Origin of the sequence: Sinomonas sp. B1-1 (genome assembly GCF_050474465.1) — a bacterium.
Lineage (GTDB): Bacteria > Actinomycetota > Actinomycetes > Actinomycetales > Micrococcaceae > Sinomonas > Sinomonas flava.
In genome coordinates, this window is sequence record NZ_JBCHVF010000017.1 from 1 (window position 1) to 12,148 (window position 12,148).

Sequence of the window (12,148 nt, forward strand, 5' to 3'; positions counted from 1 at the left end):
GCTGGTACAACAACGAACGCACCTCCCAACGACTCCAGGGCCTGAGCCCGGTCCAATACCGCGCCCAGGCCCTGGCAGCCTAGGATCTCAATAAGCCAGTCCAACTATCGGGGACCAGTGCACAACGTTGCGGGGTCCCGTCCCGTCTCTTGTGGGGTCTGCTACCGCGCCGCGAGGACCTTCTCGATCTCCGCGATGCACGGCTCGTTCTGCAGGCTCGTCGTGTCCCCGAGCGTGCTGCCCTCGAAGAGCTGCGTGAGCAGGCGGCGCATGATCTTGCCCGAGCGCGTCTTCGGGACGTCGGGGACCACGACGACGTCGCGCGGCTTCGCGATGGGGCCGATCTCCTTCGCGACGTGGGCACGCAGCGCGTCGGCGAGGACCTGCTCGGGATCGTGGCTCCGACTCCGCTCAACCAGCGTCTGGACCGCGTCGGGATTCACGACGACGAACGCCGCCACCGCGTGCCCCGTCGTCGGATCCGCCACGGGGCACACGCCGGCCTCGACGACGGCCGGGTGGGACACGAGCGCCGACTCGATCTCGATCGTCGAGAGCCGGTGGCCCGAGACGTTGAGCACGTCGTCGACCCGACCGAGGATCCACGTGTCCCCGTCGGAGTCCGACTTCGCTCCGTCCCCGGCGAGGAACCAGCCCTGCTCGGCGTACTTGCGCCAGTACGAGTCGAGGTACCGCTGCGGGTTGCCCCAGACCGTGCGCGCCATGGCGGGTCCGGTCTCGGTGACCACGATGAAGCCCTGCACCCCGGCCGGAACGGGCGCGCCGTCGTCGTCCACGATCGCAGTGGAGAGGCCCGGCAGCGCCCGCGTGGCGCACCCCGGCTTGAACGCGGCGTCCGTCTGGCGCGGGGAGAGCACGGTCGCACCCGTCTCGGACTGCCACCACGTGTCCACCATCGGCACGCCGCCCGGCACGTCGCCGCCCGAGTCCCGCCCGATGTTCTCGCGCAGCCACCGCCACGCCTCCGGGTTCACGGCCTCGCCCACGGTCCCGAGGACGCGGATGGACGAGAAGTCGTACTCGGCAGGCACGCCGTCCGGGAACCAGCCCATGAGCGAGCGGACCAGCGTGGGCGCCGTGTAGTAGCTCGTGACGCCATAGCGCTGGATGATCTCGAAGTGCCGGCCCGGGTGCGGGGTGTTGGGCGTGCCCTCGAAGATCACCTGGGTGACGCCGTTGGAGAGCGGGCCGTAGATCTCGTACGTGTGCGCGGTGACCCAGGCGAGGTCGGCCGTGCACCAGTGCACGTCGGCGTCGCGCAGCGCAGGGTCCGGGTTGGCGAACAGGTACTCGTGGCTCCACGACGCCTGCGTGAGGTAGCCGCCGGTGGTGTGGACGAGGCCCTTCGGCTTCCCCGTGGTCCCGGAGGTGTACATGATGAACAGCGGGGTCTCGGCGTCGAACGCCTCCGCCTCGTGCGTCTCCGGCTGGGCGTCGACGAGCTCGTGCCACCACACGTCGCGTCCCGGCGTCCACGCGATCTCGGAGCCGGTCCGGCGGATCACGAGGACGTGCTCGACGGCGTTGTCCCCGGCTTCCGCGCCGCCGCGCACCGCGGCGTCGGCGTTGTCCTTGACCGGTACGGCCTTCCCGCGGCGGTACTGGCCGTCCGTGGTGACCAGGAGCTTCGCGCCCGTGTCCTCGACGCGGAAGCGGAGTGCCTCGGCGGAGAAGCCGCCGAACACGAGCGAGTGCACGGCCCCGATGCGGGCGCAGGCGAGCGTGACGACCACGGTCTCGACGAGCACGGGCAGGTAGATGACCACGCGGTCGCCCTTGCCGATGCCCAGCGCGAGCAGAGCGTTCGCGGCCTGGGAGACCCGGCGCTGCAGGTCCGCGTAGGTCACGGTGACCCGGTCGCCCGGTTCGCCCTCGAAGTGCAGTGCGACCTTGTGACCGCGCCCCGCGGCCACGTGCCGGTCGGCGCAGTTCACGGCCGCATTCAGCTGGCCGCCCTCGAACCACCGGATCACCGGGGGCTCGTTCGCCTCGACATCCGCGGGGATCCAGGTGTGGGCCCGCTCCCAGGGCTGCGCCCACTCGAGGCGCCGCGCGGCGTCCTCCCAGAAGGCGAGGCGCTCTGGGCCCGTCTGGGCAGAACCCGTCCGGCCTGAACCCGTCTGGCCCGAACCGCTCAGCCCGGCGTCAACGGCTGATGTCTCGTCAATGCTCACGCCCACCGGCGCACCGCCCATCTCTCGGCGACGCCCAGCAGGGCGTCGGTGATCTTGCCGATGACCGCCAGCAGCACGATGGCCAGGAGCAGCCTGTCGGTCCGTCCGTTGTTCTGCGAGTCCGTCAGGAGGAAGCCCAGGCCCATCGAGGACGCGATGAGCTCCGCCGCGACGAGGAACAGCCACGCCTGCGCGAGCGCGAGCCGCAGGCCCGAGAAGATCGCGGGCACGACGGCGGGCAGCTGGATCGTGGTCAGCAGCTGCAGGCCGGTGAGCCCGAACGCCCGCCCGGCCTCGACCAGCTTCCGGTCCACGTGCCGCAGCGCGAGGTACACCGTGGTGAACACGGGGAAGAACGCGCCGATCACGATCAGCGTGACCTTCGAGTTCTCCCCGATCTTGAGCCACAGGATCAGCAGCGGCACCCACGCGAGCGACGGCACCGCGCGCAGCGCCCCGATCGTCGGCGAGAGGAGCCGGTCCGCCCACTGCGACAGCCCCACGAGCGAGCCGAACGCGAGCCCCAGCGCTCCGCCGATCACGAACCCGAGCAGGACGCGCTGCGTCGAGATGCCCACGTGCTGCCACAGCTCCCCGCGGCCCGCGAGCTCCGCCCCGGCAGCGAGCACCGCGCCCGGCGCCGGCAGCTGGACCGCGCTGAACAGCCCCGCCGAGGTGGACCATTGCCACAGCGCGAGCAGGACCAGGGGCACGACGGCGCCGATCGCCGCGCGCTTGAGCCCGCCGGCCGCGTCGCCCTGGGAACCCCGGCGCAGGGTGCCGCGCACGACGGCGGGCGCCTCCGCGGCGTCGTGCGTCGCCTCAGCCTCGGGCCGGGTCCCGGAGGAGGCGGTGCTCACTTGGCTGCCTTGGACGCGAAGCTCGGCTCGAGGAGCGAGGCGAGGGCCGTGTCGATCTTGTCCTGCCCGGAGACATCGCCGGAGGCGACGAAGATCGGGCCGACCTTCTTCAGGACCGCGAGCTGCGTCTCGCCCGGGACCGGGTTGATGGCCAGCCGAGTGCGCTCCTTGATGACCTTCCCGGCGACCGCATCGGAGATGTTGGCCGCCTTGGCGAGGATCGAGGTGGTCTCCTCGAGGTTCGCCGCAGCCCAGCCGCGGGCCTTCTCGTAGGTGTCCACGACAGTCTGCGCCTGCTCCGGCCGGTCCTTGAGGAAGGACTCGGTGGCGTTGAGGAAGCCGTAGGTGTTGAAGTCGATGTTGCGGTAGAGCAGCTTCGCGCCGTTCTGCTCGGCGGCCGCCATGATCGGGTCGAGGCCGCTCCACGCCTCGACGGAGCCGTTCTCGAGGGCCGTGCGGCCGTCCGCGTGCTGGAGGTTCTGGACCGTGACGTCGGCCTGCTTGAGCCCGTTGGCCTCGAGCGCCTGGAGGAGGAAGAAGTAGGGGTCCGTGCCCTTGGTCGCGGCGACCTGCTTGCCCCTGAGGTCCGCGACGGAGGCGATCTTCGAGTCCTTGCCGACCACCAGCGCGGCCCATTCGGGCTGGGAGTAGAGGCTGATCGCCTTGATCGGCGAGCCGTTCGCGCGGGCCAGGAGCGCCGCGGAGCCGGCAGTGGAGCCGACGTCGATCGCCCCGGCGCGCAGGGCCTCGTTGGCCTTGTTCGATCCGGCGGACTGGACCCAGTTCACGCCGACGCCCGAGGGCTTGAGGGCCTCCTCGAGCCAGCCCTTCTCCTTGATGACGATGGACAGCGGGTTGTAGGTGGCCCAGTCGATGTTCAGCGTCCCGGCCGCCTTCGCCGCGGGCGCCGAGCCGCCGGAGCCCTCGCCGGCGCACGCGCTCAGGCCCAGGGCGGCGGCGCCGAGGCCGAGGGCGAGGAAGGAGCGGCGGGACGCGGCGGTGCGGAACGCGGCGGTGCGGGACTGGTTCAGGGCAGGCATGGGGAACCTCTTCGTGCGGGTGCGGGGTGCGGGTGGACGTGCGGGGGAGGGTCAGTGGTGGTGCGTGTCCACGCCGAGCGTGGACAGGAGGGTGCCGCGGAGGCGGGCGAGTTCGGCGTCGGCGCGGTCGCGGGGGCGCTCGCCCGGGACGTCGAGGACGTGCTGGATCGTTGCGCCGGGCACGCCGTCCTCGGAGCCGAGCACCACGACGCGGTCGGCGAGCTGGAGCGCCTCGTCGACGTCGTGGGTCACGAGCAGGACCGTGGTGGGCTCGGCCTCGTGGACGCGCAGGAGGAGGTCCTGCATCTTCAGGCGGGTGAGCGCATCGAGGGCGCCGAACGGCTCGTCCAGGAGCAGCACGCCGGGGCGCCGGGCCAGGGCACGGGCCAGCGAGGCCCGCTGGGCCATGCCGCCGGAGATCTCGCCTGGGCGGTACGCCGCGCAGTGGGTCAGGCCCACGAGGGCCAGGAGGCGGTCGACGGCGGCGCGCCCCTCGCGCTTCTCGGTCCCCTTGGGCAGGCCCAGGGCCACGTTGTCGTGCACGCTCAGCCAGGGCAGGAGCCGGGGCTCCTGGAAGCCGACGGCGCACAGGGGCGAGATGCCGCTGCTCGGCTGGCCGCCCACGAGCAGTTCCCCAGCCGCGGGCGCGTCGAGCCCGGCGGCGATGCGCAGCAGCGTGGACTTTCCCGAGCCGCTCGGGCCCAGCAGGGCCACGATCTCACCCGGGGCGAGCGCGAGGTCGACGTCGCGCAGGACGTGGGTCACGCCGTCGTGCGCGCCCGTCCCGGTGCCACGGCCGCGGCGGGCGGCGAAGGACTGGGCGACGCCGCGGAACTCCAGCGAGGCGGCGCGGGGCGCGGCGAGGGCGGAACCGCGGTGGGGCGCCTCGGAAGTCGGCTGGGCCAGGGCAGAAGGCATGTGCATCTCCATCGGTTCTGGCGGTAGCACCTGTGGCCCCTGCGGGGGCCATGGTTGCTGCGGCGTCACGGAGCCAGATCTCTCAGCCGCTCGGGATGGTCACTTCACATTTCACGTAAAGAAGGCCCGCCGTGCAAAACCAGACGTCGGGGCGCGCGTAACAAATGACAATGTGTCCGCGTGTTTCCACCGCCCGCGGATACGTTGGACGACCGGTGGATCCCTTCCGTACTGTGAAGGACAGGATCAAGAGTCCCGGCGCGAAGCTCTGGCTGGCCGGGCGGCAACCCTCTCCCGTAGTGGGGTGCCCCAGATGAAGATCCGGCCGCGGTGGCCATCCGCGGCAAGTACGGCGCCTGCGAACCGTGGGCGTCCGGCCGACTAGCTGGAGGAGCCCATGACAGCGACACCCCTCGACCTCGTGACGGGCGCGGACCTGCGCCGCGCCATGGGGCACTGGGCCACGGGCATCGCCGTCATCACCACCTCGGACGGCGGCGCGATCGCAGGCCTCGTGAGCAACTCGTTCACGTCGATCAGCCTCGACCCGCCGCTCGTCTCGTGGGCGGTGGACAAGAAGTCGAGCTCATTCGAGATCTGGAACCGCACCGACAACTACGCCGTGCACATCCTGTCCGAGTCCCACCGGGACCTCGTGGCGCGGTTCGCGGCGAAGGGGACGGACAAGTTCGCGGGACTGGCCTGGGGGCCCGGGACGCTGGGCTCGCCGATTGTGGCCGACGACGTCCCGCACCTCGAGTGTCGCCTCTGGCAGCGGGTGGACGCGGGGGACCACGTCATCCTGATCGGCGAGGTGGTCAGCGTCTCGGATCCGGAGGAGTTCGTCCCCCTGACCAACCACGTGTACTGGGCAAAGTAGACCGACGGCGCATCAGCGCCAGGCAGCCGGGGCCCCGGCTCCCCCAAGCGGAGGGGGCCCCGGCCAGCCAACCCGCCGGTACGCTGGGTGGGTGACCACCGGTCTCAACGACACGCTCATCGGCCCGTTGCGGCGCCGCCTCCTGACGACCTTCTCAGGCCAGTCCGAGGGGAACCTGGCGTGGGAGGAAGCCCTCGAGGAGGGCGACGACGCGGGGTACTTCGCGCCTGGCTCCGCGGTCTGGGCCGTCCACGGGGGCATGACGCCCATCGCCGCCGGCATCCGCGCCCTTCTCACGCAGGCCCTGCACCCGGGTGTGCTCGCCGGCGTCGTGGAGCACTCGAACTACCGCGCCGACCCCCTTGCACGGCTCGCCGGCACGATCCGCTGGATCTTCACCGTCACCTACGGGGACACCGCGGCCGCCCGCCGTGCGTGCGCGTGGGTGCGGAAGCGGCACGTGCCCGTGGAGGGGGAGTTCGTCACGGGCCACGGCACGCACGAGCACTACTCCGCCAATGACCCCACACTGGCCGAGTGGGTCCACCTCGCCTTCACGGATGCGTTCCTGCGGGCGTACGAATTGCTTGCCGGGCCGGTTCCCGGGGGTGCGGACCGCTACGTGGGGGAGTGGGCCGCGGCCGGGGAGCTCATGGGGGTGGCCGACCCGCCGCGCACCGCGTCCGCCCTCGTCGAGCGGATGGAGGCGTACGACGCCGCAGGGCAGCTTGCCGGCGGACCGCGCCTGGCCGATGTGGTCTCGTTCCTGCGCCGGCCGCCGCTCGACCCGCTGCTGCGCCCGGGCTACGCCGTGCTGTTCAACGCGGTGGTGTCGGGGATGCCCCAGCGGCACCTGGACCTGCTGGGGCTCGAGCGGCCCCGCCTCGGGCCGGTGCCGCTCCCGGTGACGGGCGCCGCGAAGGCGACCCTCGCCGTCGTGGGTCGGGCCCTCGACCCGATGTCGCCGAGTGAGGCGGCCGCGCGACGTCGTCTGGCGCGCCTCGGCGTCCTCCCCGGTCCATCGACTGCTCCGTAAGTGTCGTTCTGGGGCCTCAAAACGACACTTGCGGAGCAGTCGATGAGGGGGTGTGGATAACTTCTGCCGCCTTGTCCCGATTCTGCTCTCATGAGGGCATGAAGACCCCGCGGCGTCTCCCCCAGCAGCTCTCCGGACGGCCCTTCACGGTGGCCGAGGCCGCCCATGCCGGGGTCAGCAAGCGCAGGCTGCGCCACCGGAGCCTCAGGCTCATGGGGCGCGGGATTAGGGGGCAGAGCACGACGGCGGCGCTCGCCTTGGGCGCGCGGGTGCGCCCGTTCGTCGAGGTCAACGAGCAGTGCGCGGCCTCCCACACGACGGCCGCAGAGCTCCATGGCCTCCCAACCCGGAAGCGGGGGCTGGGTGAGGACGAGGTCTTCCACGTGATCCGGCCCGAGGGGGCAGCGCACCTGAAGCGGCCGCACGTCGTCGTGCACCGGGCCAAGCTCCTGCCCGGCGAGATCACGCGCCTCGGAGGTGTTCCGGTCACGACCCCCGCCCGGACCTGGCTCGACCTGGCTGAACGGATCACGCTGGACGAGCTGGTCGCCGTCGGTGACGCCTGCGTCCGGATCCCGTATCCCGAGCTGGAGGGCCGCGAGGAGCCGCACTGCACACTGGAAGCCCTGCGGGACATCGTCGCGCGGCACCGCGGCAAACGCGGGATCCGCAAGGCGCGGCTGGCCCTCGGGCTGATCCGGGTCGGCTCGGATTCGCCGCAGGAGACGGCGCTGCGGCTCGCCCTGCTGCGCGCGGGCCTTCCGGAACCGGTGCTCAACGCCCGGATTGTGGGAAGCCATGGGCAGCGCGGCCCGAAGCCGGATATCGGCTACCCCGAGTACGGCGTCGGAGTCGAGTACGAGGGCGAGCACCACGGGACGGAGCCGCAGATCGTGCGGGACATCGCCCGTTCCGAGAGCTATGACGATGTCGGCTGGGCCGAGGTGAGGATCTCCAAGCGCCACATGGCCAACGACGCCAAGGCGGCCGTCGCGAAGGTCCGGACGGCCCTCTTCCTCAGGGGCTGGCGCCCCGGCAAGGCCTCCGCCGGCGCCTCCACCCCTTCATCGACTGCTCCGTAAGTGTCGTTCTGGGGCCTCAAACCGACACTTACGGAGCAGTCGATGAAGGGGGTCGATGAGAGGGGGGAGAAAATGGGCGCATGTGGATCGCGTGGATCGAGCTCGACCTGCTCCTCGGCGACGTGCACACCCTCAAGGAGAAGCGCTCGGTGGTCCGGCCCATCGTCGCCGAGGTGCGACGCCGCTTCGACGTGTCCGTCGCGGAGGTGGGCGAACACGACCTGTACCGGCGCGCCCGCATCGGCGCGGGGATCGTCTCGGGGGACCGGGCCCACGCGCTCGAGGTGCTCGACGGCGTCGAACGCCTCGTCGCGGGCCGGCCCGAGGTCGATCTCCTCAGCGCCCGCCGCCGCGACCTGCACAGCGAGGATTGAGCGCCGCAGTCAGCAGTCAGCGCACGAACATCAGCAGCGCCACGTGCAGCGCGCTGAGCGCCACGCCGGCAATCGCCATCCCAGAGATCCGGGCGGCACGCGCCTTCGACCGCGCGAACGAGCCCCAGCCGGCAAGCGCCGCGAACACGAGCGGTCCCGACGCGAGGAAGGCTCCCCATCCGCCCGGGATGAATCCGACGGTGAAGGTTGTCAGCCCCGCCGCGAAGCAGAGGACCCCGAGGAACGTCGCCAACCGCGAAGCAGGCTTGGGCGGGCGCGGCTGCCGCGGCTCGCTGCGGCGGGATCCCGCGGACGACGGCGACGCCTCACCCCTGCGCGCAAGCTCGCCGTGGCGCTGGCCGTCGGGGACCAGGCCGTCGAGCCCGCGCGATCCCCGGGCGGACGTGCTCCCGGGCGGGACGCCGTCGGGCCAGTAGGCGCTCGGGTCCCGGTACGGATTCCGCCGAGGGGCGTTGCCGGGGGTGCTCACCGTTCGATTATCCCCGCCGATCCGCCCGCGCGCCTCGGGGTTCACCCTGAGCGCACCCTGACGCGCGGGCCGCCTGCAGGAACCCTTCAGGAAAGTGGGGAGAATCGCCCTATGGCGTCTGACGTGGCAAGCGGACCAGTGCGGCACGCGCCGAGGCGCAGGATCGGCGCGGCCCCGCACCTGGCGCTGGCCCTGGCAGCCCTCGTGCTCATGGTCGTCTTCTTCTACGCCGTCCGCACACTGACGCTGTTCGTCTCGCCCATGCTGTTCCTCGCTGCCGTGTTCCTCGAGGCGGTCTTCATCGGGGTCTTCGTCTGGGCTGTGGTGCGTGCCCTCGCGCGGCCGTCGGAGATGCTGCGCTCGCTCGCCGCGGCCGCCTGGGAGGGCCTCGCCGCGAACGAATACGTGGTCAGGGCCCGGGCCACGAATGCCCCGGGGGCGGTGTGGCTGCGGAACCGGTTCCGCCGCGACAGGGCGTCGGGGCTGTGGCTCACGGGCGTCGTCGTGGTGGCGGCCGTTCCGTTCGTGAACTTCCTCGGCGTGGCCTACACCGTGGTCAGCGGCGGCGTCCTGACGCGCATCGACGAGCGCATCGCGAATCTCATGCCCAAGGTCCGCACGCCGGGGGAGACGGCCTTCTTCATCGCCGCGACCATGCTCGCGAACTGGCAGACCGTGGTCCTGATGACGGCCGCCGCGGCGCTCGTGCTGTGGCAGGCCCGACGCCGCTTCCTCGCCACCGCGGTGGTCGGCGCCGTCGTGGCGCAGGAGCTCCTGACGGATCTGGTCCAGCAGATCCTCCACCGGCAGCGCCCGGACGAGTCCCTGGCCCTGCTCGTGGTGACGACTCCGGGGTTCCCGAGCGGCCACACCGTGCGGGCAGTGGTCGTCTATGGGCTCCTCGCGTACCTGCTGGTGCGGGCGTACCGTTCAGCGGCGTCCCGGGTGCTGGTCGTCGCCGCCTACCTGGCGGTGGTCCTGCTGGTCGGGATGAGCCGCGTGTACCTCGGCGTGCACCACGTGAGCGACGTCTGGGGCGGGATGCTGTTCGGGGCGGCCCTCCTGGCCGCGGCCGTCGGCTTCCTCGAGATCGCGAGCCGCTTCCCGTTGATCGGCCGGCAGCAGCGGGCCGTCAGCGTGAGGCGCGTGGTCGCGGTCGTGCCCGTCGTGGGGGTGGCCTTCGCACTCACGACGGCGCCGCTGCTGCTCCACCCGCAGGAGCACCCCGCGCAGCAGCCCACCACGGCGCTGCCGGCGCTGGACGCGGCGTCGTTCGCGCGGCTCCCGCTCTACAGCGAGACGCTCACCGGCGATCGGATGGAGCCGGCGAACTTCATCTACGTCGGCTCCGAGGACCAGCTCCTCGCGGCGTTCGGGGCGGCCGGGTGGGACCGTGCGGAGCCGTCGACGTTCGCCAACACGCTGCGCGCCTTCGCCGTGGGGATCCAGGGCGGCCAGTACGCCACGGCCCCGGTCACGCCGTCGTTCATGGCGGGGCGCCCCGAGTCCCTCGCGTTCCAGAAGGCGACCGCGGAGAACTCGCTGCGCCAGCGCCACCACACCCGCATCTGGCGCACCGACTACACGGCGCCCGACGGCCGCCCCGTCTGGGAGGGCACGGCCAGCTTCGACGACGGGATCGAGTTCGCCGGAACGGCGAAGGTGCCCACCCACCACATCGACCCCAACATCGACGCCGAGCGTGCCTACATCATCGGCTCCCTCCGATACCCGGAGCAGCTCGTCGCGCTCACACACCCCCAGATGGGTCACAACGGCAGCGGGGACGAGTTCTTCACCGACGGGAGGGCCCAGCTGATCGTGCTGCGCTGAGGTCAGCCCCCGGCCTTCCTCACGAGCTCCGCGATCCGGGCCCAGTCGTCCTCGCCCGGCTCGGTCAGGGCGAACGACGTCACCCACATGGCGCCGTCGTCCAGGGCCGCGGTCTCCTCGAATCCGAGCGTCGCGTACCGGCTCCCGAACTTCCTCCGGTCCTTGAAGAAGAGCACCACCTTGCCGTCGCGGGCGTAGGAGGGCATGCCGTACCAGAGCTTCGGCGCGAGCTGGGGCGCGGCCTCGGCGACCAGCGCGTGCAGCCGCCGGGCGATCGAACGGTCCGGCTCCTCGAACGACTCGATCTTGGCGGCCGTGTCGGCAAGGTCGCCGGCCGCCTTGTCCGCCGCGCTCTGGCGGCCGCGGGCCTTCTTCACCTCGGCGGCGTGCTCCTTCATCGCCGCGCGCTCCTCGGCGCTGAACGCGGACGACGGCGCGCCGGTCGCCTCGGCCGCAGCGCCCGCCTTGGCTGCCGGGCTCACTTGTGCTCCTGGATGCGGATGAGGTTGCCCGCGGGGTCCCGGAAGGCGCAGTCGCGGAGGCCGTAGGGCTGCGCGGTGGGCTCCTGCACGACCTCGGCGTCGGTGGCCTGGACCTTCTCGAACACCTCGTCGAGGTCCGGGGTGGCCAGCAGGATCCAGCCGTAGGTCCCCTTGGCCATCATCTCGGAGATGGTCCGGCGCTCGTCTTCGGTGATCCCCGGGTCGGTGGCCGGCGGGGCCAGGAGGATCGAGGTGCTGGGCTGGCCCACGGGTCCCACGGTGATCCACCGCATCGTGCCCCGGCCGACGTCCTGGCGGACCTCGAACCCTAGGACATCGCGGTAGAAGGCGAGGGACGCCTCCGGGTCGGTGTGCGGGAGGGCGCTTGCATGAATGGTGAGTTCCATGGCCACCACGCTACGAGCGTGCGGCGGGCTGCGCTTCTCGATTCCTGACCGGTCGCGTGACCTGCTTGGCGATGCACGGCAGCATCCCGGCCGTCACGTCCGCCCCCTGCTCCCGGTAGACGCTCGGGGGCACCCCGACCAGCTCCGAGAACCGCGTGCTGAACGTGCCGAGGGAGGAGAACCCGACGGCGAAGCACACCTCGGTGACGCTCGCATCCCCGATCCGCAGCAGGGACATTGCCCGCTCGATCCGCCGCGTCATCAGGTACTGGTACACCGACTCCCCGTAGGCCTGCCGGAACTGCCGGCTCAGGTGCCCCGCGGACAGGTGGACGCCCCGGGCCAGCTCCTCGACGTTGAGCGGCTGCGCGTACTCGCGGTCGATCCGGTCGCGCACGCGCCGCAGGAGCGCGAGGTCGCGCAGGCGCGGAGCCGCGGAGGGGGAGGAAGCGGTCACGAGCCGATCGTCCCAAGCCCGCCATGCGACTGTCGAGACCCGGTTCCATGACGACCTTGTCACGCCGTGTGACATGGACCATAGTTGGCCGAGT

14 protein-coding genes and 2 riboswitches are annotated in these 12,148 nt (G+C 71.8%); of the genes, 6 read left to right on the top strand and 8 right to left on the bottom strand.

The window, feature by feature from the left end:
• Positions 1-83 (top strand): IS3 family transposase (locus ACQ5BE_RS18085; protein ID WP_430296798.1); only part of this gene is annotated, 83 nt, incomplete at its 5' end.
• A gap of 78 nt (positions 84-161) precedes the next feature.
• Here ACQ5BE_RS18085 and acs read toward each other — a convergent pair.
• The 4 genes from acs to ACQ5BE_RS18105 form a co-directional block, all read right to left on the bottom strand.
• Complete coding sequence (acs, locus tag ACQ5BE_RS18090; RefSeq protein ID WP_430298355.1) at positions 162-2,216, bottom strand: acetate--CoA ligase; 2,055 nt, start codon at positions 2,214-2,216, stop codon at positions 162-164.
• Complete coding sequence (locus ACQ5BE_RS18095) at positions 2,192-2,971, bottom strand: ABC transporter permease (protein ID WP_430298394.1); 780 nt, start codon at positions 2,969-2,971, stop codon at positions 2,192-2,194. The genes acs and ACQ5BE_RS18095 overlap by 25 nt, the downstream gene beginning before the upstream one ends.
• A gap of 80 nt (positions 2,972-3,051) precedes the next feature.
• The gene (locus ACQ5BE_RS18100; RefSeq protein WP_430298356.1) at positions 3,052-4,095 is read right to left on the bottom strand and encodes an aliphatic sulfonate ABC transporter substrate-binding protein; all 1,044 of its coding nucleotides are present in this window, start codon (positions 4,093-4,095) and stop codon (positions 3,052-3,054) included.
• 51 nt (positions 4,096-4,146) lie between these two features.
• Positions 4,147-5,013 carry an ABC transporter ATP-binding protein gene (locus ACQ5BE_RS18105; protein ID WP_430298357.1) on the bottom strand — a complete coding sequence of 289 codons (867 nt, stop codon included), beginning with the start codon at positions 5,011-5,013 and terminating at the stop codon, positions 4,147-4,149.
• 5 nt (positions 5,014-5,018) lie between these two features.
• A riboswitch (SAM riboswitch) is annotated at positions 5,019-5,115 on the bottom strand.
• A gap of 142 nt (positions 5,116-5,257) precedes the next feature.
• Positions 5,258-5,369, top strand: a riboswitch (SAM riboswitch).
• A 41-nt stretch (positions 5,370-5,410) separates the two neighbouring features.
• Between ACQ5BE_RS18105 and ACQ5BE_RS18110 the strand changes: the two genes are divergently transcribed.
• From ACQ5BE_RS18110 to ACQ5BE_RS18125, 4 genes are all read left to right on the top strand, one after another.
• Complete coding sequence (locus ACQ5BE_RS18110; protein WP_430298358.1) at positions 5,411-5,893, top strand: flavin reductase family protein; 483 nt, start codon at positions 5,411-5,413, stop codon at positions 5,891-5,893.
• A 91-nt stretch (positions 5,894-5,984) separates the two neighbouring features.
• A complete protein-coding gene (locus tag ACQ5BE_RS18115; RefSeq protein ID WP_430298359.1) occupies positions 5,985-6,929 on the top strand; it encodes an oxygenase MpaB family protein in 945 nt (314 codons plus the stop codon).
• A 98-nt stretch (positions 6,930-7,027) separates the two neighbouring features.
• The gene (locus ACQ5BE_RS18120) at positions 7,028-8,011 is read left to right on the top strand and encodes a hypothetical protein (protein ID WP_430298360.1); all 984 of its coding nucleotides are present in this window, start codon (positions 7,028-7,030) and stop codon (positions 8,009-8,011) included.
• A gap of 80 nt (positions 8,012-8,091) precedes the next feature.
• A complete protein-coding gene (locus tag ACQ5BE_RS18125; protein WP_208711451.1) occupies positions 8,092-8,385 on the top strand; it encodes a DUF503 domain-containing protein in 294 nt (97 codons plus the stop codon).
• Positions 8,386-8,401: 16 nt separating this feature from the next.
• On the opposite strand, the gene ACQ5BE_RS18130 is transcribed toward ACQ5BE_RS18125, so the two are convergent.
• Complete coding sequence (locus ACQ5BE_RS18130; protein ID WP_430298361.1) at positions 8,402-8,875, bottom strand: hypothetical protein; 474 nt, start codon at positions 8,873-8,875, stop codon at positions 8,402-8,404.
• A gap of 111 nt (positions 8,876-8,986) precedes the next feature.
• Here ACQ5BE_RS18130 and ACQ5BE_RS18135 point away from each other — a divergent pair, with 111 nt between their 5' ends.
• On the top strand, positions 8,987-10,708 hold the full coding sequence (locus ACQ5BE_RS18135) for an LssY C-terminal domain-containing protein (protein ID WP_430298362.1): 1,722 nt from the start codon (positions 8,987-8,989) through the stop codon (positions 10,706-10,708).
• Positions 10,709-10,710: 2 nt separating this feature from the next.
• Here ACQ5BE_RS18135 and ACQ5BE_RS18140 read toward each other — a convergent pair whose 3' ends face one another.
• Genes ACQ5BE_RS18140 through ACQ5BE_RS18150 form a run of 3 tightly spaced genes read right to left on the bottom strand, consistent with a single transcriptional unit; the run spans position 10,711 to position 12,054 of the window.
• Entirely contained in the window at positions 10,711-11,190 is a 480-nt protein-coding gene (locus tag ACQ5BE_RS18140; RefSeq protein WP_430298364.1) for an iron chaperone, read from the bottom strand.
• Positions 11,187-11,597, bottom strand: coding sequence for a VOC family protein (locus ACQ5BE_RS18145; RefSeq protein WP_430298365.1), 411 nt, complete (start codon positions 11,595-11,597; stop codon positions 11,187-11,189). The genes ACQ5BE_RS18140 and ACQ5BE_RS18145 overlap by 4 nt, the downstream gene beginning before the upstream one ends.
• A 10-nt stretch (positions 11,598-11,607) precedes the next feature.
• On the bottom strand, positions 11,608-12,054 hold the full coding sequence (locus ACQ5BE_RS18150) for a helix-turn-helix transcriptional regulator (RefSeq protein ID WP_430298366.1): 447 nt from the start codon (positions 12,052-12,054) through the stop codon (positions 11,608-11,610).
• Between the last annotated feature and the right edge of the window lie 94 nt (positions 12,055-12,148).

Bases quoted from the DNA above. Each gene is read 5' to 3' on its own strand.
- acs (WP_430298355.1), bottom strand. From the start codon at position 2,216: ATGGGCGGTGCGCCGGTGGGCGTGAGCATTGACGAGACATCAGCCGTT.
- ACQ5BE_RS18100 (WP_430298356.1), bottom strand. From the start codon at position 4,095: ATGCCTGCCCTGAACCAGTCCCGCACCGCCGCGTTCCGCACCGCCGCG.
- ACQ5BE_RS18105 (WP_430298357.1), bottom strand. From the start codon at position 5,013: ATGCCTTCTGCCCTGGCCCAGCCGACTTCCGAGGCGCCCCACCGCGGT.
- ACQ5BE_RS18110 (WP_430298358.1), top strand. From the start codon at position 5,411: ATGACAGCGACACCCCTCGACCTCGTGACGGGCGCGGACCTGCGCCGC.
- ACQ5BE_RS18120 (WP_430298360.1), top strand. From the start codon at position 7,028: ATGAAGACCCCGCGGCGTCTCCCCCAGCAGCTCTCCGGACGGCCCTTC.
- ACQ5BE_RS18125 (WP_208711451.1), top strand. From the start codon at position 8,092: ATGTGGATCGCGTGGATCGAGCTCGACCTGCTCCTCGGCGACGTGCAC.
- ACQ5BE_RS18135 (WP_430298362.1), top strand. From the start codon at position 8,987: ATGGCGTCTGACGTGGCAAGCGGACCAGTGCGGCACGCGCCGAGGCGC.
- ACQ5BE_RS18145 (WP_430298365.1), bottom strand. From the start codon at position 11,597: ATGGAACTCACCATTCATGCAAGCGCCCTCCCGCACACCGACCCGGAG.